Below are 17,936 nucleotides of genomic sequence, written 5' to 3'. Positions count from 1 at the left end.
GGGTTAGTGGGCGGCGTGACCCGGCGCGGCACCTTCCGTCTTGCGCATCATCGCGGAAAGTACGACGGCGGCAAGGGCTATGACGGTTGCCGTCAGGAAGGCGGCACTCATGCCCGCCACCAGCCCGGAGGACGCCGACACCACCGCGAAGATGGAGACGAGCAGCGCCGTGCCGGCGGCACCGGCGACCTGCTGCGAGGTGCTCATGATGGCCGAGCCGTGGGAGTAGAGGTGCGGTGGCAGCGGGTTCAGGCCGGTAGTGAACGCGGGCGTGAACAGCAGGGCCAGGCCGAAGCTCAGGAAGACGTGAAGGGTGACGATCCACCACACCGCAGTGCCGGCGTCGAGCATGGAGAACTGCCACAGGGTCACAACCATCAGGACGGAGCCCGTCACGGTAAGCGGCAGCGGACCCACCTTGTCGAACAGCCGCCCGATGAACGGGCCCAGCAGGCCCATCGCCAGGCCGCCCGGCAGCAGCGCGAGGCCGGTCTCCAGCGACCCCAGGCCGCGGATTTCCTGCAGGTAGAGCGGCAGCAAAATCACCCCGCCGAACAGCGCCATCATGGCAACCACCATCAGCAGCACTGAGACCGTGAACATGCGGAAGTTGAAGGCGCGCAGGTCCAGCAGCGGGGCATCCGCCTTCTGCAGCCTGAGCTGGCGGAGCACAAAGACAGCCAGGCTGGCCACACCGATAACCAGCGCGGCGATGGCGGCGGCGCTGGACCCGCCCTGGCCGCCCTGGCCGCCGCCGATCTGGCTCAGGCCGTACACCAGGCCGCCGAACGCGGGAACTGTTAGGAGTACCGAGAGGAAGTCGAGCTTGGTCTTCTCGGTTTCTCCCACGTTCGTCAGGTACTTCGCCCCGATGGCCAGGGCAACCAGTGCCACCGGCAGGACGAAGACAAACATAAAGCGCCACGTGAAATGCTCCAGGATCAGCCCGGAAACGGTGGGCCCCATGGCCGGCGCCACGGAGATCGCGATGCTGACGTTGCCCATGACGGCCCCGCGCCTGCCCAGCGGGACGAGCGTGAGGATGGTGGTCATCAGTAGCGGCAGCATGATGGCCGTGCCGCCGGCTTGGATGATGCGCGCCAGGAGCAGGATCTCAAACCCCGGTGCGACGGCTGCCAGCGCGGTGCCGCCGGCAAAAAGGCCCATGGCCAGCATAAAGACGGCACGGGTGGACAGGCTTTGCAGGATGAACCCGGTGGTGGGGATGACCACGGCCATGGTGAGCATAAAGCCGGTGGAAAGCCACTGCACGGTAGGCGCGTCCACGCCGAGGTCCACCATCAGCCGCTGCAGGGCAACGTTCATGATGGTCTCGTTCAGGATCACCACGAAGGTCGCCACAAGCAGGGTGGCAATGATGGTCACGGACTCCCGGGACAGTTTCTCCGGTGCGGAGGACTTCGACGCCGATGCCTGGCCGGTTTGGCCGGATTTGCCGGGCGGGCCCGGCTGGCCGGAGGCGGTCGAAGAGACTTCTGTAGACATGGGTGTTCCCTCAGGGAGTAAGAATGAAGTGGCGCGCGAGCATCGTCGCTGCAGATTCCAACACTGTACTCGCCGCGGCCATTCCTGTGCACGGGGTTTTTCTTTGCTGCGCGTAGGCTGTTTGGCGTGGACACCCGGAAACTGAAGTATTTCCTGGCCGTTGTTGACCATGACGGATTCAACCGGGCGGCGGAGCACCTGCTGATCGCCCAGCCGTCGCTCTCCCAGACCATCGCCAGCCTGGAAAAGGAACTCGGCGTCCCGCTCTTTCACCGCATCGGCCGCAGAGCTGTGCTCAGTGAGGCCGGCAAGGAACTGGTGGGGCCGGCCCGCTTGGTCATACGGGACCTGGACGCCGCACAGTCAGCCGTTCAGGCCTTGCGGGGCGTCCGCAGTGGAAAGCTCGACATCGTCACCATGCCGTCCCCCGGCATCGAACCGCTGACGTCCATGATCGCTGGCTTCACCAGGGTTCATCCTTCGGTCCGGCTCAACGTCAGCGCTGCCTTCACCGCGGAAGAAGTCATCGAATCGGTCCGCAGCGGAAGCACGGAAATCGGGTTGGCCGGATCCTCCACACCCATCAGGGTGCCCGGTGTCAACGTCCTGGATCTCGAGCGCCAGCCACTCATCCTGATCGTTAACCCGCAGGCGGACACCTTCCGCCCGGGGCCGGTCATCCAGCGCGAAGACCTGGGCGGTCACCGCCTGATCGCGAGCCAGCGCGGATCCCTCATGCGGTGGCTCGTCGACGACGCCCTGGCGCACGGCGTCAAGGTAGAGATCGTCGTCGAAGTGGCACACCGGACCTCCATCCTGCCCCTGGTGCTGGCCGGCGTCGGGCACGCCGTGATGCCCTCGTCCTGGGCGCCCACCGCCCACAAAGCCGGGCTCCGTACGCTGCTGATCGAACCGGTGTCCCACCTGGACGTGGCCATCCTGAGCCGGAAGGACGGCCTGACCCCCGCGGCGCAGGCCTTCCTAAAAGTAGCCGCCGAGCACGTCGAACAACATGCCGACGGCTGACCAGCGCCGCTCCGTTCGGTAGGTAAAACCTATTTAGTGGATCGGATCTTGGTCTTGGACGCTGCCTGCCCACCGGCCGTCTACTTGAAGAGGAAGAACAGTGTGACCCGGGTTACAGGCTCACTGCTAACAAACTCAACGAGGAGGTAGGCACATGAGCGCCACCCAGAAATTCAGCATCGCATCCATCCCCGCAGACGGCGTGGGCAAGGAAGTCGTTTCCGCCGGCCGCCGCGTTCTCGAAGCCCTTGCGGAGAACTCCAACGGCAAGTTCGCCTTCGACTGGACCGAGTTCCCCTGGGGCTGCGGCTATTACGAGAAGACCGGCCAGATGATGGACCCCAAGGGCCTGGAAGCGCTCAAGGACTTCGATGCCATCTACTTCGGCGCCGTCGGCTGGGAAAACGTCCCGGACCACATCAGCCTCTGGGGCCTGCGCCTGAACATCACGCAGAACTTCGACCAGTGGGCCAACATCCGCCCCGTGAAGTTCCTGCCCGGCATCCAGTCCCCGCTGCGGAAGGCAGACAACACCGAGCTTGACTGGGTGGTGGTCCGTGAGAACAGCGAAGGCGAATACGCCGGCCTGGGCGGCCGCAACCTCAGCGGCCGCGGCCCCGGCAACGAAGTGGCCCTGCAGACCGCGTTGTTCACCGAGAAGGGCTGCGAGCGCATCATGCGCTTCGCCTTCGACCTCGCCCGGACCCGCACGGTCAAAAAGGTCTCGTCGGTCACCAAGTCCAACGCCCAGCAGTACGGCATGGTCCTCTGGGACGAAGTCTTCAACCGCGTGGCGCTGGACTACCCGGACGTGCAGACCGAAAGCGTCCTGGTGGATGCCATGAGCGCCAAGTTCATCCTCAAGCCCGAAGAGCTCTCCGTGGTGGTCGCATCCAACCTGAACGCGGACATCCTCTCCGACCTGGGCTCAGCACTTGCCGGCAGCCTCGGCCTGGCGGCGAGCGCCAACCTGAACCCCGAGCGCCGCTTCCCGTCCATGTTCGAGCCCGTCCACGGCTCCGCTCCGGACATCGCCGGCCAGGGCATCAGCAACCCGATCGGCGCCATCGCCAGCGCCGCCCTCATGCTGGACCACTTCGGCCTGCACGAGGAGGCCCGCCGGGTGGAGGCAGCCATCGAGGCAGCCACCGGCTCCGGCCACCTGACCCGCGACGTCGGCGGCGACGCCAGGACGGACGACGTCACCGAGGCCATCATCAAGGCACTCACCCTCGCACCCGCCGCGGTCTGACCGCGGCGCCTGGCACCTTGAGGTGACGTACGACGGCGGCTTGCGGGCCGCCGTCGGACGCTCCCCTTCCACACTTCTTTACTCACCCCTCCAGCGATATTCCACAATGAGGTAGGAATCATGGATTACAGCACCACCACGGGACCGGCTGCAGCAGCGCCGGCCCGCAAGACACGTTGGTACCGGCAGCTTTACTTCTGGGTACTGACCGCCATTGTTGTCGGCATCCTGGTCGGCTGGCTCGCACCGACCGCGGGCATTGCCATGGAACCCATCGGCACCACCTTCGTGAACTCCATGAAGATGCTCATCGGGCCCATCGTGTTCCTGACCATCGTGGGCGGCATCGCCAGCGTCGCCGACCTGAAGAAAGTCGGCATGACGGGCCTGAAGGCCCTGACCTACTTCCAGGTGGGCACCATCTTCGCCCTGATCTTCGGACTTGTGGCCATCAACGTCTTCCGCCTTGGCGAAGGCCTGAACGTGGACGCCAGCACCATCAAAACCTCGGATTCCGCGGCCAAGCTGATCGACGCCGGCCAGCACCAGGAGTGGTGGCAGTTCCTCACCCACATCATCCCCAACAGTGTTGTGGGGCCCTTCGTCGAGGGTGACATCCTTCAGATCATCTTCATCGCCGTCGTCTTCGGCATCGCCCTGAACGCCATTGGCAAGGTGGGCGCCCCGGTCTTGGACGGCGTGCAGCGACTCACCGGTGTCATGTTCAAGATACTGGGCTTCATCATGAAGGCAGCCCCGCTGGGCGCCTTCGGCGCGATGGCCTTCGCGGTCGGCAAATACGGGGTGTCTTCCCTCACCAGCATGGGCGGGTTGATCGCCCTCTTCTACGTCACCTCAATCCTCTTTGTTGTGGTGGTCCTCGGTTCCGTGATGGCCTTCCTGAAGCTGAACATCTTCACCATGATCCGCCATCTCAAAGAGGAGTACATGCTCATCCTGGGCACCTCCACCGCCGAGCCCGCCCTGCCCGGCCTGATGCGCAAGCTCGAGCACGCCGGCGTCAAAAAAGAGACAGTGGGCCTGGTGGTTCCCACCGGCTACAGCTTCAATCTCGACGGCGCCGCTATCTACCTCTCCCTCGCCGCCCTCTACATCGCGCAGGCCACCAACACGCACCTGAGCATCGGCCAGCAACTCGGCCTGCTCGCGGTCATGCTGCTGACCTCGAAGGGCGCGGCCGGAGTGGCAGGCGGCGGCTTCATCGCCCTGACCGCTACCCTGACGACGCTGGGCACCATCCCCGCGGCCGGCATCATGCTCATCTTCGGCATCGACAAATTCATGTCCGAGTGCCGCGCCCTGGTGAACTTCACCGGCAACGCCGTGGCCACCCTCTTCATCGCCTGGTGGGACCGCACCCTGGACGCTGACCGAGCCCGCCGGGTCTTTGCCGGAGAACACGTGGAGCCCATGCCCGCCGAAGAAGGCCCGGCACCTGCGGGACCCGCCGTCGTCGAGCCTTCCATAACCCCTGACCGCCGCCCGGCCTACTCGGAATCCGTCTGACATGAACAACACCACCGCCCCGAAAAACGTCCGGACACTCATAGCACCCGATAAGTTCAAAGGCAGCCTCACCGCCGGTGAGGTGGCGGACGCCCTGGCCGCAGGACTTCGGTCGGCAACCGGCGCCGGGACGGTCCACTGCGAGCTCCTTCCACTTGCAGACGGAGGTGACGGCAGCGTGGACGCCGCCGTCGCCTCCGGTTTCGGCCGCCGCAGCTACACGGTGGCCGGACCCACGGGTCAGCCGGTCCAGGCGAGCATCGCGTTCGACGGCGTCACGGCAGTTGTGGAGGTGGCGAACACCTGCGGCCTGGGGCTCCTGCCCGGCGGCCGGCTCGAATCCATGGCAGCGTCCAGCCGGGGCTTCGGCGAAGCAGTCCTGTTTGCCCTCAGCCTCAACCCCGCCACCATAGTGCTGGCGCTCGGCGGCAGTGCCAGCACCGACGGCGGCATGGGGATGCTTACCGCCCTCGGGTTCACCTTTCGGGATGCCGACGGGCGGCAGCTGGATGGTTCCGGCAGCTCCCTGAGCCGGATCCACTCCGTCCAGCGGACAAAGTTCCCGGAGCAGGCAGGCACCGAACTGATCATCGCCAGTGACGTGCACAACCCGCTCCTGGGCCACCACGGCGCACCGGCCGTTTTTGGACCTCAGAAGGGGGCCGGGCCCGCTGAGATCCGGGCACTCGAGGAGGGCCTCACGCATTTTTTGGCCCGGCTGGCCGAGGCCGGGTTCCCGGTCGGCGGGCTTCCCGACGCCGCGACGCTGGCAGGCCGGGAGGGCGCCGGCAGCGCGGGCGGAATCGGCTTCGCGTGCCTGCTGCTCGGGGCACAGCAGGTTTCCGGGGCAGACTTCTTTCTGGACCTGCTGGATTTCAACAGCCGCAAGGACAGCTGCGACGTGGTGATCACCGGCGAGGGAAGCATCGACGAACAGACGCTGGCGGGAAAGCTGCCGGCCGCCGTCGCCCGCCGTTCCGGAGCCCGGCCGATCATCGCCGTGGCCGGACGCTCGCTGCTCCCGCGCGAGCGATGGTCCGACCTGGCGCTCACCAGCGTTTACACGCTCGCCGAGTACACGGACCAGGATTCTTCCAAGGATCCCGAACTGTCCGCAACTCTGCTCCGGCGGATCGGCCAGGACATCGGTGCCAGCCTTCTTTAGGCCGGCCCCAGCCTGGGCCCGGACCCGGTGAGCCGCCTCAACCGGAGCCGACGCAGAAGAAGCTGGCCGCCTCAGGCGGCCAGCTTCTTTTGGTGCTTGCGCACCTGGGGGCGCTTATCCATAACGTCTGCCCGGCGCCGTGGCTGGGCGGCGACCCGACCGCCGTCGGGCACCCTACTGTCAGCAGCCAGCCGGGCACCGTGCCCAATGACGGCACCGGCGCCAATGCGTGAATGGCTGCCGATGTGTACCCGGTTACCGATAATGGTCCCGTGGCCCACGTGTACGGCGTCGCCGATGGTGGTCTGCTCCCCCACCTGCACCTGGCGGTCGATCCAACTGCCATGCCCCACCCGGGTGCATGCTCCGATCCGCGCGTGCGGCTCAACGTACGTCAGGGGTCCAAGGCGGACCGAGTCCGCCACCACGGCCCCGCGGCCCACAAAACCGCCGCCATTCTCGTGCCGGTGGTAGTACACCACCGCCCCTGCATCGTCCTCAAACGATTCAACCTGCCTGGTCATCCCAAACCCTAATCATCATCAACAACGGGTGCTTCGCCCGCTTATGAGTGTTAACGGCGGGGGAAGCGGGCAGATTCCTCAGGCGGTCTGGCCGGCGTGCTGGCCTTCCGAGATTTCCTCCACAAGCTTGCTGTTGAAGGCGGGGAGGTCATCCGGGTTGCGGCTGGTCACCAGGCCCTGGTCCACCACCACTTCCTCGTCACTCCAGTTGGCGCCAGCGTTCTTCAGGTCGGTCTGCAGCGTATGGTAGGACGTCACGTTGCGGCCGCGGATCACGCCGGCATCGATGAGGAGCCACGGTCCATGGCAGATCGAAGCAACCGGCTTGTGCTGCTCGAAGAAGCTGCGCGTGAAGTTCTGCGCGTCCTTGTCCACCCGGAGATGATCGGCGTTTACCACGCCGCCGGGGAGCACCAGGGCGTCAAAGTCCGAGGCGTTGGCCTCTGCCACTGTGAGGTCGACGTTGAAGGTGTCGCCTTTGTCTGTCCCGTTATAGCCCTGCAGCCGTCCGCTGCTGGGAGCTACCAGGGTGGGTTCGCCGCCGGCGTCCTTGACTGCCTGCCACGGGCTGGTGAGCTCAATCTGCTCCACGCCGTCCGTCAGCAGGAAAGCTACCTTCTTGCCTGCGATGTTGTGTTCTGACATTTTTCCTCCTTCAGCGAGGCGGACCGGGCGCATTCCAGCGCTGGGTGACCGCTTCGAGAGTTGTGTGTCTGACAGCATCCAGCCTAGGAAAGCACTAGGTGATAAGCAAGCTGACTATTTGCTGGCGTGGTGCTCGATCAGCCAACCGGCCATCTGCTGGGCGCGTTTCGCAGCCTGCGTGTCCCCCTCGGAGGCGGAGACGATGGACCCCTTCATGAGGATGTGCCAGGACCGGGCGAAATCCTCCGGGCGGTCCAGACCGGCCTGCTCCGCGAGGGTCTGCACGTGACCCCGGATCCTGGACAGGTAGTCGATGCTGGCCCGGCCCAGTGGATGCGACGGACCCATTTCCAGCAAGATGTTAATGAAGGAGCAGGCTTCAAAGTCGTCCCGGCGGAACCACTCGCCGAAGACGTCGAAAATTGCCAGCAGCTGTTCCGTAGGCTTGGTGGCACGAAGCTTGGCCTGGCCAACGATGGCGTCCACAGTCCAGAGCTGGTCCCGTAGTTCCAGGAACGCCAAAACCAGTGCGTCCTTGGACGGGAAGTGCCGGTAGAACGTTGCCTTGGCCACGCCGGAGCGTTCGATCAGTTCGTTGACCCCGACATCCCGCACTCCGCGTCGGGAGAAGAGTTCGTAGCCCACGGCGAGGATTCGTTCCCGGGAATCGGCGGGACGAATCGCGGCCGCCGCAATGCTTTCCGCGGGCTGCAGTGCGGCTTCTCCATTGGAAATCATCGTGATATTTACTTTACTCCTAAGTGCAGACAGACCGGTCTTACTCCATGTAATGTTTTTCCAGACACAAATGCGTTGACGCCGACGGGAACCCTTCCAAGGCCCGTCGGCCTGGTGCAAGGAGGCCCCAATGTCAGCAGAGCGAGCATTCGAGTTTATCCCATGCAACGACCCCGATCCGTGGATTGAGTCCGCCGCCGCGACCGCTGAGATCCGCCAGTTCGCCCGCGAGTCAATACGATGGCAGGCGCAGGAAATCATTGATGAAGTCCTCAGCGGGACCGATCCCGGCGAAGAACTGGCCAGGGCAAGGCTTCGCCGTTGCGTGGCCCAGAATCCCGGGAGGCCCGAACGCGCCCTCCTCCAGCAGTTGATGGTCAACCGGGACCACCAAGGTGAATCAACTCTTTAAAGTGATGCCCGGCGCCCGCGCCCGCTGAAATGGCCCCCGTGCCCGCCGAAATACGGAACCGGGCTCACATCAGGAACTCAGCGGCGCATTGTCAATCAGCCGGACCGGCCCGACTTTGGCCGCGATGAGCGCCAGACCCTCCCCGCGGAACGGGACTTTCCGGCAGTTTTCGGCGAGCGTCTCGAGAGTCCGCGGGTCCACGACGTCGAAGTAGTCCAGTTCCACCAGGGGCTGGGATTCAACCAGCGCCCGGGCAGAGTCGAGGTCCAGGGGTTCGTGGGCATTTGCCCGCTCCTCCAGGAGACGCAGTGCCCGCGACAGAACCAGGGCTGCTTCCCGCTCCTCGTCGGAGAGGAAGCGATTTCGGCTGGACAGTGCGAGCCCCTCTGCGGAGCGCACGGTGGGGACTGCAACGACGTCCACCGGGAAGTCGAGGTCCGCCACCATCCGCCGCACCAGCGCCAGCTGCTGGGCATCTTTCTGCCCAAAGTACGCACGGTAGGCGGGCAGTCCGGCGCCGCCTCCCGTGACGAAGGCACCCGCGGCCGGCAGGCCGGTACCTGGGATGCCGTAGTGCAGCAGCTTGGCAACCACGGTGAGGGCGCCGTCGAAATGCCCTGGCCTGGAAGCGCCTTCCCATTTCTCCCCGAGGGTGCCGGCCGTGACGCGCACCAGCGGCTCGCCGCCGGGGTAGACCTCGTCCACCGAGGGCGCGAACACGAGATCCACGCCTTGTTCTTCGAGCAGGGCAACATCGGCTTCGAGCGTCCGCGGGTAGCGGTCCAGATCCACCGCATCGCCGAATTGCAGCGGGTTCACAAAGATGGTGGCCACCACAACGTCGTTCTGTTCGACGGCGGTCTTCGCCAACCGGGCGTGCCCTTCGTGGAGGGCGCCCATGGTGGGCACCAGGCCCTGGGACCTGCCCCCTCTTTCGGCCAGCAGGAGGGCACTCGCCGTCCGCAGCTCCGCCGCCGTTCGCACCACTTGGGCCACCATGTCAGTCTCCTTTTTCCAGGGCCGCACGGATGGCGCCCAGTTGATCCGTTTTGAGCAGCCCCCGGCTTTCTGCCCGCCGTGCAGTGGCACGGGCCATGGCGAGGTACGCCTCGAGCACATCGCCGTGCGCCCCGGCGTCGTACTCCCGCAACGCCTCGGCGTGGGCGGCCACGGTCCCCACGTCACCGCGGGCCACCGGGCCGGTCAGTGCCGACTCACCGGACGCCAGCGCGTTCTCCAGCGTGGCGCGCAGCAGTGGCCCCAGCATCCGGCCCGGCTCGTCCACGCCCACGTCCCGCAGCAGCTGCGAGGCCTGGGCCACGAGCGTAACCATGTGGTTCGAGCCATGGGCCAGGGCCGTGTGATAAAGTGTCCGGTCCGCCTCGGCGATGGCAACGGGCTCGGCGCCCATCTCCACCACCAGCGCCTGCGCGATGGGCAGCATCGCGGCGTCCGCGGTCACCCCGAAGGTGCAGTCAAGCAGGCGGGTCAGGTCCAGGCTCATGCCCGTGAACGTCATGGCGGGGTGCAGGGCCAGCGGGATGGCTCCGGCGGCCCTTACCGGGCGCAGTATCCCTACCCCGAACCGGCCCGAGGTGTGTGCCACCAACTGGCCGGGCTGCCAGGCCCCAAGTTTCGCGAGGCCGTCCACCAGGGCTGCCAGCGCGTCGTCGGGAACGGCCAAGAGCACCAGTTCTGAACGCTCCACAATGTCCTGGATCTCCAGGACCGGAACGCCGGGCAGCAGCGCCTCCGCGCGTTCGCGGCTGGCGTCGGACACAGCGGAAACCCCGACGACGGCGTGTTCCGCCCCGCGGAGAGCGGCACCGAGTACGGCACCCACCTTGCCGGCGCTGATGATTCCGACGCCAAGGCGACCCGGTTTAGCCACGGTTGGTGCTCTCCTGTTGGTTGATGGTTTCGATCCCCGGCTGCTCGGCCGCAACGGGCCCAGCCGTCGGCGGTGGGGCCACCTGCGCCAGCCATTGTTCGCTGGTCTGCCGTTTGCGGGCAAGCCGTGCGCGCGCGGACTGTTCATCAAAGAGGGTCCGCGCCTCGTCCAGGCCGGCCTGGGTCAGGCGAGGGGATACTGGCCCGGCAGTGGTGTGGAGGACCAGGTCCGCCAGCCGGAACCGCCGGGCGAGCGGGCCTTGATGCAGTGCCATCGACTGCGTTCGCTGGTGCGGGACCATCACCAGTTCCCGCCACCACCGGCCCGACCGGATCAGGAGGGCCGTCTCGGTGGCGGCGAAGCCGTTGCGGCGCCAGGCAAACGGTGCCAGGAACCGGCCGCGGCGCGGCGTGGTGACAAATCCGCCGTCGGAGTCCATTCCGCCGAGCCCCGCCGCGAAGATGCGTCCGGGCTCCGGCGTCCCCGGATCCGGCAGGACCAGTGCGAGCATGCTCATCACCTCGGGGAGCTTGCCGACGGGCAGCAGCGTGGTCCGTGCCGCTGACTCGCCGTTGCTGCCCGCCGCACCGTAGCCGGCAACATTGACTTGGATCCGGTACCAGCCGAAGATGCGCCAGAGCGGGGACTGGACCACTTTCAGCGCCTGGATCCGGCCCGGTGGGAGGGTCTGCGCCTGCGTGTCCAGCAGCCCGTAGCGGAGCCTGATGCCGTCCGGCGAAATGGCCGCGGTGAAGTTGTAGCCCTTGTTGAAGGAGCCCCAGTAGCTGGCGGCAAGCCCCAGCGCCGCCGGGATCAGGTAAAAGTAGAAGCTGCGGTTGTCCGTCACGGCGGACAGGATCACGGAGGCGATGCCGCCCAGCACCACACCGACGCTCTGCTCGCTGAGGAGCAGCGAACCAACAAGGCGCGACGGCGGCACGGACAGTACCGGAAATTCGGGCGCCTCGGGCGGGGCCGCCAGTGGCCGCGCCGGGTCAGGGAGCACCCCGGCGGCACGTGCCAGGATGGTGGCGCGGAGCTGCCGGGCATCGTCCATCCGAAGGTAGGCGAGCTTGACGGCGGATTCGCCGGCGTCGGCCACCTCGAACTTAAGTTCTGCCAGGCCGAAGATCCTGGCCAGCAGGGGCTGGACGATGTCGATGGCCTGGACGCGGTCCAGCCGGGCCTGCCGCTGCTGGCGGAAGAGGAAGCCGGAGTTGACCCTGACGTAGCCTTCGGACACCTGGTATTTGGTGAAGTACCAGGTCAGGATGAAGCCCAGGACGGCCAGCACCAGCATGATTCCGCCGCCGGCCACCAGCCAGGGCGCACGGCCGGCGAAGTCCTCCTCGATGAGGGGCCGGCCCTGCAGCAGCCGTTCGAAGGTGTCCCGCCCGAAGAAGAACCCGATGGCCGCCAGGGCCACCCAGCCGCGCACAAAAGGCGACGCCGGGTGCACCCGCAGCCACTCGCCGTCGGGCGCTACTTCGGGCTCGGGTGCAGGCGCCCCCGTCACAGCGGTGGGAGCATCCGGCGCTGCGTTGGAAACATCCATCGCAGCGGTGGAAATATCCGGCTCGCCGCGCTCCGGAAGGTCAGCGGTCACAGCCCTGCCAGCCTCGCTTCGCCCCGGGCGGCGAGCTGCTCGCGCAGGCGTGCCCCTTCTGCGGCGGGCAGGCCGGGGATGGTGGCGTTTGTGCCGGGCGAGGCGGTGTGGAGCTTCAGTGTGCACAGCCCCAGCCCGCGCTCTACGGGGCCCACCCCGATGTCCACGTACTGCATCCGGCCGTAGGGAACTGCCATGGTCCGCTGGAAGAAGATGCCGGCGCGGATCAGGAGGTCGTCATCCCGCTCGGCATAGCCGATGGCGCGCACCTGGCGCGGAATCAGCACCAGCCGCCAGACGGCCAGGACCAAGGTCACTGCCGGAACCGTGACGGCCAGCCACAGCGGTGGCCACCGCCACCACCCGAGCAGGACCAAGACGAGGGGCAGGCTGAGGACAATCACCGCGAGCACGTTGCCGATGGCCCACTCCACGATGCGGACGCTGACGTACTTTGGCGACACCCGCTGCCAGGTGATGCCCGTTGGATCAATCGCCTCTGTAGGCATATTCGCCCTCCCCCGCGGCTTCTCCGCGTACCCCGCGGCCTTTCTTGCCGTCGTCGGATGCGGCGTCACTGTCCTCGGGCGGGATCCGGCAGAATCGCTCCACCAGCAGGCCCACCACGATCATCACCAGGCCGCCGGCGGCCACGGCGATGGCCACCCACGTGATGCCCTGGTCGCTGCGCAGGTTCCAGATGCGGAGCTGGTCCAGGAAGATCCCGATGTGCCAGCCCAGCAGCACCGTGCCTGCGTAGGCGCAGGCCTGGGCGAGGATCAGCGTCCGCGCCGCGAGGATGGGGTCAAGGGCCTTTTTGCGTTTGGTGCTGTTGCGCCAGCGAAGGACCCGGATGCCAAGAATCAGCGTGATCACAACGATGACTGCCATGGTGGCCAGTGCGGTCGCCGGGAGCACGGGTGTGGCCATGCTGTATCGCGTGGTCACCACGGTGGCTGACCAGCCGGCAACGGTCAGGACCAGGCCGATCAGCAGGAGCCGTCCGGGGCTGATGGGTTTCACCGTTATTCCACCGCCCCGGCGGTAGGAACGCCGTCGTAGTCGCCGAAGCCGTCGAACGGCACGAGGTCGGCGAAGTCTGCGGCGCGGGCGGCCAACTCACTGATCCGTTCGCCGGCCAGCGTTGCCGCAGGGTCGATGAGGGACCAGGGATACAGGACAAAGGCGCGCTCGGCAGCACGGGGATGCGGCAGAGTCAGGTGCGGATCGTCGCTGGTGACATCGCCGTACGTGATGATGTCGACGTCGAGCGTCCTCGGACCCCAGCGCACGTCCCGCACACGGAGGTGCTTGTTTTCCACCGCATGGCAGTGCTCCAGGAGCGCCTCCGGGGACAGGATGGTTTCGACTGTCATGACCATGTTCAGGAAGTCCGGCTGCCCGGCCGGGCCGCCCACCGGCTTCGTCTGCACTACCGGGGATACGGCCAGCAGGCGCACCTCCGGCGGGTCGACGAGGTCCGCGACCGCCCCGGACAGGGTGTCGTTCCGTTCGCCCAGGTTGCTGCCGAGGGCCAGGACCGCTTTGGTGTAACCGGGGCTCATGGCCTCTCCCTGTGCACGCTGACGGCCACATCACCGAAGGGCACCTCTATGGGCGCCTGCGGTTTATGGACGGTGATGTCCACGGCCTCGATGCTGAACCGGTCCAAAAGGTCATCGGCAATCCTGACGGCCAGGGCCTCGATCAGGTTCAGCGGCTCCCCCGTGATCCAGTCCCTGATCCGCTCAGCCACTTCACCGTAATGCGCAGTGTCCCGGACGTCGTCGGATTTCGCGGCTTTGGCGAAGTCGAGATACAGGACAGCGTCCACCACAAAGGGCTGGCCCTCGCGGCGCTCAAAGTCGAACACGCCGTGATGGCCGACGGCGGTGACACCGCTCAGCGTAATCCTGTCCATGGGTCCCCCGGCCCTAGTGGGTGGTGCGGGCAGCCGCCACGCGTGTAGCAACCTTAACAGCGTCAAGGCTGGGCCCGACGTCGTGCACCCGGACGGCCCAGGCACCGCGGAAGGCGCTGATGGCGGTAATGGCCGCGGTGGCGGCGTCACGCTCCTCCGGGGCGGCGGATTTGCCGGCCACCGTGAGCAGGGTGCCCAGGAAGCGTTTGCGGGATGCAGCCACCAGGACCCGGTGCCCCAGGCTGTCCAGCTGGTCCAGGTTCTGCAGGAGCTCCCAGTTCTGGGCATCGTTCTTCGCGAAGCCCAGGCCCGGGTCAACGATGATCTGCTCCGGGCTGACGCCGGCGGCGAGGAGCTTGTCGCGCACACCGGCCAGTTCCGCCACCACTTCGCCGGCAACGTCCTTGTACTCGGCCAGCGAATTCATGGTGCGGGCGTCGCCGCGGCGGTGCGTCAGGACGTAGGGAGCCTTGGACGAGGCCACCAGTTCCGCCATTTCGGGCTCCATGGTGAGGCCGGAGACGTCGTTGATGATGGCGGCCCCGGCCTTCAGCGCGGCCGCCGCCGTGGACGTGTGCGTGGTGTCAATGGAAACCAGCGCACCGGCCTTGACCAGGGCCTCGATGACAGGGACCACCCGGCGCTGTTCTTCCTCCGGGCTGACATCCAAGGCGCCGGGGCGCGTCGATTCGCCGCCGACGTCGATGATGTCGGCGCCCGCGTAGAACATCCGCAGGCCGGCCGCGATGGCAGTGTCCGCCGTGGCGTGCTTGCCGCCGTCACTGAAGGAGTCGGGCGTAACATTCAGGATGCCCATGACCAGGGTGCGGTCGGTGGGCAGGTCTGCGAATTTCGCTGCCGGGCGCGGTTTACGCAGGATGGGCAGCGGGGACGTCGCGGGCCCGGTTCCCGGGGCTGCAGCTAGTGAGTCCATGGTTTGTTACTTACCTTCCGAGGATGAGGCTCATGGCTTCGGCACGGGTGGCCGGGTCATGGAGCTGCCCGCGTACCGCACTGGTGACGGTCTTCGCTCCGGGCTTGCGGACACCGCGCATGGACATGCACATGTGTTCACATTCAACAACAACAATCGCGCCACGCGGCTTGAGGTGGCTGACCATTGCTTCAACGATCTGGGTGGTGAGGCGCTCCTGCACCTGGGGGCGCCTCGCGTAGATGTCCACGAGGCGTGCCAGCTTGCTGAGGCCGGTAACTTTGCCTTCGTGCGAGGGGATGTAGCCCACGTGGGCAACCCCGTGGAACGGCACCAGGTGGTGTTCGCACGTGGAGTAGAACGGGATGTCCTTGACCAGGACCAGTTCCTCATGGTCCAGGTCAAAGGTGGTGGAGAGAACGTCCGCAGGGTCGTGGTGAAGGCCTGCAAACACCTCAGCGTAGGCTTTGGCCACCCGCCGGGGGGTGTCCACGAGCCCGCCGCGGTCAGGGTCCTCACCGATGGCCAGCAGGATCTCGCGGACGGCAGCTTCGATCCGCGGCCGGTCCACTTTCTCGTGCTTTGTGTGGTGGGATCCGCCCTCCGCCGGGTATCCGGCGGAGGAGGGCGCGTCGTCGTCGTCGATGTGGTTCACAGAAGAAAGCTTAGCCGCGCAGGGCGTCAGGCCCCGAGTCGGGAATGCCGCCCTGGAAGGGGGCATCCTCCGGGACACCCTGCGGGTGCGGGGGCAGGGCGTCAAGAGGCTCGTCCAGGCGGGCCTGTTTGGCTTCCTCCTGGGCTTCGCGCTCGGCCTTTTCCAGGCGGGACTCCACGGGTCCGGCCTGCTGGACCGGCCGGGATTCCTTGGACAGCCACACTTCGCGGAAGTCACGCAGACGGATGTCCGTGAAGATGTCAGCGATTTCTGCCTGGTTCAGGGTTTCCCGTTCCAGCAGCTCCAGGGCCAACTGGTCCAGGACGTCGCGGTTTTCGGTGAGGATCGCATAGGCCTCGTCATGCGCCTGGTCGATCAGGCGGCGCACTTCCTCATCCACAACGTAGGCGATCTGGTCCGAGTAGTTGCGCTCGTGGCCGGCATCGCGGCCCAGGAAGGGCTCGCCGCCGCCCTGGCCCAGGCGCACCGCACCGACCCGCTCGCTCATGCCGTACTCGGTAACCATTTTGCGGGCCGTGGAAGTGGCCTTTTCGATGTCATTGGAGGCGCCGGTGGAGGGATCGTGGAAGACGATTTCCTCGGCCACGCGGCCGCCCATGGCGTAGGCCATCTGGTCCAGGAGCTCGTTTCGGGTCACGGAGTACTTGTCGTTGTCCGGAACCACCATGGTGTAACCCAGGGCGCGGCCGCGGGGCAGGATGGTGATTTTGGTGACCGGTGCGGAGTTGCGCAACGCGGCTGCCACCAGCGCGTGTCCGCCTTCGTGGTAGGCCGTGATCTTGCGCTCGTGTTCCTTCATGACGCGGCTGCGCTTCTGCGGGCCGGCCATCACGCGGTCGATGGCCTCGTCCAGGGCGCGGTCGTCAATGAGGTTGGCGTTGGAGCGCGCAGTCAGCAGCGCGGCTTCGTTGAGAACGTTGGCCAGGTCAGCACCCGTATAGCCGGGGGTCTTCTTGGCCACGGCCTTCAGGTCAACGCCCGGGGCCATCGGTTTGCCCTTGGCGTGGACCTGCAGGATCTGGTCGCGGCCGATCATGTCCGGCGCGTCCACACCAATCTGACGGTCGAAGCGTCCGGGGCGCAGCAGTGCCGGGTCCAGGACATCCGGGCGGTTGGTCGCAGCGATCAGGATGACGTTGGTCTTGACGTCGAAGCCGTCCATCTCCACCAGCAGCTGGTTGAGGGTCTGCTCGCGTTCGTCATTGCCGCCGCCAATGCCGGCACCGCGGTGACGGCCGACGGCGTCGATCTCGTCCACGAAGATGATGGCGGGCGAGTTGGCCTTGGCCTGCTCGAAAAGGTCGCGGACGCGGGAGGCACCAACGCCGACAAACATTTCAACGAAGTCCGAGCCGGAGATGGAGAAGAACGGGACGCCTGCTTCGCCTGCGACGGCGCGGGCCAGGAGGGTCTTGCCGGTTCCGGGAGGGCCGTAAAGCAGCACACCCTTGGGGATCTTGGCGCCCACAGCCTGGAACTTGGCCGGTTCCTGCAGGAATTCCTTGATTTCCTGCAGTTCCTCCACGGCCTCGTCAGCGCCGGCGACATCCACAAAGGTCACCTGCGGCATGTCCTTGCTGACCATCTTGGCCTTGGACTTGCCGAACTGCATGATCTTTGAGCCGCCGCCCTGCATGCGGGTCATCAGGAACCAGAACAGTGCGCCGAGGAGGATGACGGGGATCAGGAGTGAGAGCAGACCGGAGAACCAGTTGCTCTCGATCGGCTGGTCCGTGTACCCGTTCGCCGGCTTGGAGTCGGTGACTGCCTTGACGACGTCCAGGGCGCGGGCGTCCACGTAGAAGAACTGAACGCTCTTGCCCTTGTCTTGTCCGTCGACGTTGTAGCTGTCCTTCAGGACCAGGTCAACACGGTTCTCGCCGTCGAAAATCTTTGCCTGCTCAACCTTGCCGCCATCGGCGAGGAGCTCAAGGCCCTTGTCAGTGTCGATCCGTGCCGCACCGCCGGGAGCCAGCGTTGCAAAGGCCACGAGGAGCATGGCGATCACAACGACGATCCAGATGCCCGGGCCCTTGAAGAAACTCTTAGCTTTCATCTGTTCGGGGGCTGGCCCCGTCCCTCCTGGTAGTGCTGCACGGCGAGTGGTCTACGC

The 17,936-nt window shown here is 66.2% G+C and carries 19 protein-coding genes; 5 read left to right on the top strand and 14 right to left on the bottom strand.

From position 1 onward, the window contains the following. Positions 1 to 3: 3 nt before the first annotated feature. Entirely contained in the window at positions 4 to 1,506 is a 1,503-nt protein-coding gene (locus tag AC1MCD_RS01215) for an MDR family MFS transporter (protein ID WP_498675108.1), read from the bottom strand. Positions 1,507 to 1,632: 126 nt separating this feature from the next. Between AC1MCD_RS01215 and AC1MCD_RS01210 the strand changes: the two genes are divergently transcribed. From AC1MCD_RS01210 to AC1MCD_RS01195, 4 genes are all read left to right on the top strand, one after another. After that, positions 1,633 to 2,532 (top strand): LysR family transcriptional regulator, encoded by a 900-nt coding sequence (locus tag AC1MCD_RS01210; protein WP_498675105.1) that lies wholly within the window; start codon positions 1,633 to 1,635, stop codon positions 2,530 to 2,532. A gap of 154 nt (positions 2,533 to 2,686) precedes the next feature. Beyond that, positions 2,687 to 3,784 (top strand): tartrate dehydrogenase, encoded by a 1,098-nt coding sequence (locus tag AC1MCD_RS01205; RefSeq protein ID WP_498675103.1) that lies wholly within the window; start codon positions 2,687 to 2,689, stop codon positions 3,782 to 3,784. A gap of 120 nt (positions 3,785 to 3,904) precedes the next feature. Then, positions 3,905 to 5,311: a C4-dicarboxylate transporter DctA gene (dctA, locus tag AC1MCD_RS01200; protein WP_498675101.1), complete on the top strand. Its 1,407-nt coding sequence runs from the start codon at positions 3,905 to 3,907 to the stop codon at positions 5,309 to 5,311. A 1-nt stretch (position 5,312) separates the two neighbouring features. Next, on the top strand, positions 5,313 to 6,476 hold the full coding sequence (locus AC1MCD_RS01195) for a glycerate kinase (protein WP_498675099.1): 1,164 nt from the start codon (positions 5,313 to 5,315) through the stop codon (positions 6,474 to 6,476). Between the two features lie 71 nt (positions 6,477 to 6,547). Here the strand turns inward: AC1MCD_RS01195 and AC1MCD_RS01190 are convergent, their stop codons facing one another. From AC1MCD_RS01190 to AC1MCD_RS01180, 3 genes are all read right to left on the bottom strand, one after another. Next, positions 6,548 to 7,000, bottom strand: coding sequence for a transferase (locus AC1MCD_RS01190; RefSeq protein WP_498675097.1), 453 nt, complete (start codon positions 6,998 to 7,000; stop codon positions 6,548 to 6,550). A gap of 78 nt (positions 7,001 to 7,078) precedes the next feature. Further along, positions 7,079 to 7,645 carry a type 1 glutamine amidotransferase domain-containing protein gene (locus tag AC1MCD_RS01185; protein WP_498675095.1) on the bottom strand — a complete coding sequence of 189 codons (567 nt, stop codon included), beginning with the start codon at positions 7,643 to 7,645 and terminating at the stop codon, positions 7,079 to 7,081. 114 nt (positions 7,646 to 7,759) lie between these two features. Further along, on the bottom strand, positions 7,760 to 8,383 hold the full coding sequence (locus AC1MCD_RS01180; protein ID WP_498675093.1) for a TetR/AcrR family transcriptional regulator: 624 nt from the start codon (positions 8,381 to 8,383) through the stop codon (positions 7,760 to 7,762). 130 nt (positions 8,384 to 8,513) lie between these two features. On the opposite strand from AC1MCD_RS01180, the gene AC1MCD_RS01175 reads away from it, so the two are divergent. After that, on the top strand, positions 8,514 to 8,795 hold the full coding sequence (locus tag AC1MCD_RS01175; RefSeq protein ID WP_498675091.1) for a hypothetical protein: 282 nt from the start codon (positions 8,514 to 8,516) through the stop codon (positions 8,793 to 8,795). Positions 8,796 to 8,864: 69 nt separating this feature from the next. Here AC1MCD_RS01175 and AC1MCD_RS01170 read toward each other — a convergent pair whose 3' ends face one another. The 10 genes from AC1MCD_RS01170 to ftsH are packed head-to-tail and all read right to left on the bottom strand — an operon-like array spanning position 8,865 to position 17,879. Further along, positions 8,865 to 9,794 (bottom strand): 4-phosphopantoate--beta-alanine ligase, encoded by a 930-nt coding sequence (locus tag AC1MCD_RS01170; protein ID WP_498675089.1) that lies wholly within the window; start codon positions 9,792 to 9,794, stop codon positions 8,865 to 8,867. Between the two features lies 1 nt (position 9,795). Beyond that, on the bottom strand, positions 9,796 to 10,686 hold the full coding sequence (locus AC1MCD_RS01165) for a Rossmann-like and DUF2520 domain-containing protein (RefSeq protein ID WP_498675087.1): 891 nt from the start codon (positions 10,684 to 10,686) through the stop codon (positions 9,796 to 9,798). Then, positions 10,679 to 12,241: a PH domain-containing protein gene (locus AC1MCD_RS01160; RefSeq protein WP_498678464.1), complete on the bottom strand. Its 1,563-nt coding sequence runs from the start codon at positions 12,239 to 12,241 to the stop codon at positions 10,679 to 10,681. Before AC1MCD_RS01160 ends, AC1MCD_RS01165 begins: the two co-directional genes overlap by 8 nt. A 47-nt stretch (positions 12,242 to 12,288) precedes the next feature. Then, complete coding sequence (locus AC1MCD_RS01155; protein ID WP_498675086.1) at positions 12,289 to 12,801, bottom strand: PH domain-containing protein; 513 nt, start codon at positions 12,799 to 12,801, stop codon at positions 12,289 to 12,291. Beyond that, positions 12,782 to 13,315: a DUF3180 domain-containing protein gene (locus AC1MCD_RS01150; protein ID WP_498675085.1), complete on the bottom strand. Its 534-nt coding sequence runs from the start codon at positions 13,313 to 13,315 to the stop codon at positions 12,782 to 12,784. Before AC1MCD_RS01150 ends, AC1MCD_RS01155 begins: the two co-directional genes overlap by 20 nt. Before the next feature lie 2 nt (positions 13,316 to 13,317). Continuing rightward, the gene (gene folK, locus AC1MCD_RS01145) at positions 13,318 to 13,857 is read right to left on the bottom strand and encodes a 2-amino-4-hydroxy-6-hydroxymethyldihydropteridine diphosphokinase (protein ID WP_498675083.1); all 540 of its coding nucleotides are present in this window, start codon (positions 13,855 to 13,857) and stop codon (positions 13,318 to 13,320) included. Next, the gene (gene folB, locus AC1MCD_RS01140; protein WP_498675081.1) at positions 13,854 to 14,213 is read right to left on the bottom strand and encodes a dihydroneopterin aldolase; all 360 of its coding nucleotides are present in this window, start codon (positions 14,211 to 14,213) and stop codon (positions 13,854 to 13,856) included. The genes folK and folB overlap by 4 nt, the downstream gene beginning before the upstream one ends. Before the next feature lie 13 nt (positions 14,214 to 14,226). Beyond that, positions 14,227 to 15,147: a dihydropteroate synthase gene (gene folP / locus AC1MCD_RS01135; protein WP_498675079.1), complete on the bottom strand. Its 921-nt coding sequence runs from the start codon at positions 15,145 to 15,147 to the stop codon at positions 14,227 to 14,229. Between the two features lie 10 nt (positions 15,148 to 15,157). After that, positions 15,158 to 15,802, bottom strand: coding sequence for a GTP cyclohydrolase I FolE (folE, locus tag AC1MCD_RS01130; protein ID WP_498675076.1), 645 nt, complete (start codon positions 15,800 to 15,802; stop codon positions 15,158 to 15,160). A gap of 10 nt (positions 15,803 to 15,812) precedes the next feature. Further along, a complete protein-coding gene (gene ftsH, locus AC1MCD_RS01125; RefSeq protein WP_498675073.1) occupies positions 15,813 to 17,879 on the bottom strand; it encodes an ATP-dependent zinc metalloprotease FtsH in 2,067 nt (688 codons plus the stop codon). Between the last annotated feature and the right edge of the window lie 57 nt (positions 17,880 to 17,936).

Source organism: Arthrobacter sp. BF1 (genome assembly GCF_056680215.1).
The sequence above is the reverse complement of the archived record's forward strand: the minus strand, read 5'-3'. Positions and strand labels throughout refer to the sequence as shown.

What these genes read in the sequence shown, in the direction of transcription:
- AC1MCD_RS01215 (WP_498675108.1), bottom strand. Translation starts at nt 1,506, where the DNA reads ATGTCTACAGAAGTCTCTTCGACCGCCTCCGGCCAGCCGGGCCCGCCC.
- AC1MCD_RS01205 (WP_498675103.1), top strand. Translation starts at nt 2,687, where the DNA reads ATGAGCGCCACCCAGAAATTCAGCATCGCATCCATCCCCGCAGACGGC.
- dctA (WP_498675101.1), top strand. Translation starts at nt 3,905, where the DNA reads ATGGATTACAGCACCACCACGGGACCGGCTGCAGCAGCGCCGGCCCGC.
- AC1MCD_RS01195 (WP_498675099.1), top strand. Translation starts at nt 5,313, where the DNA reads ATGAACAACACCACCGCCCCGAAAAACGTCCGGACACTCATAGCACCC.
- AC1MCD_RS01190 (WP_498675097.1), bottom strand. Translation starts at nt 7,000, where the DNA reads ATGACCAGGCAGGTTGAATCGTTTGAGGACGATGCAGGGGCGGTGGTG.
- AC1MCD_RS01185 (WP_498675095.1), bottom strand. Translation starts at nt 7,645, where the DNA reads ATGTCAGAACACAACATCGCAGGCAAGAAGGTAGCTTTCCTGCTGACG.
- AC1MCD_RS01180 (WP_498675093.1), bottom strand. Translation starts at nt 8,383, where the DNA reads ATGATTTCCAATGGAGAAGCCGCACTGCAGCCCGCGGAAAGCATTGCG.
- AC1MCD_RS01175 (WP_498675091.1), top strand. Translation starts at nt 8,514, where the DNA reads ATGTCAGCAGAGCGAGCATTCGAGTTTATCCCATGCAACGACCCCGAT.
- AC1MCD_RS01170 (WP_498675089.1), bottom strand. Translation starts at nt 9,794, where the DNA reads ATGGTGGCCCAAGTGGTGCGAACGGCGGCGGAGCTGCGGACGGCGAGT.
- AC1MCD_RS01160 (WP_498678464.1), bottom strand. Translation starts at nt 12,241, where the DNA reads ATGGATGTTTCCAACGCAGCGCCGGATGCTCCCACCGCTGTGACGGGG.
- AC1MCD_RS01155 (WP_498675086.1), bottom strand. Translation starts at nt 12,801, where the DNA reads ATGCCTACAGAGGCGATTGATCCAACGGGCATCACCTGGCAGCGGGTG.
- folK (WP_498675083.1), bottom strand. Translation starts at nt 13,857, where the DNA reads ATGAGCCCCGGTTACACCAAAGCGGTCCTGGCCCTCGGCAGCAACCTG.
- folB (WP_498675081.1), bottom strand. Translation starts at nt 14,213, where the DNA reads ATGGACAGGATTACGCTGAGCGGTGTCACCGCCGTCGGCCATCACGGC.
- folP (WP_498675079.1), bottom strand. Translation starts at nt 15,147, where the DNA reads ATGGACTCACTAGCTGCAGCCCCGGGAACCGGGCCCGCGACGTCCCCG.
- ftsH (WP_498675073.1), bottom strand. Translation starts at nt 17,879, where the DNA reads ATGAAAGCTAAGAGTTTCTTCAAGGGCCCGGGCATCTGGATCGTCGTT.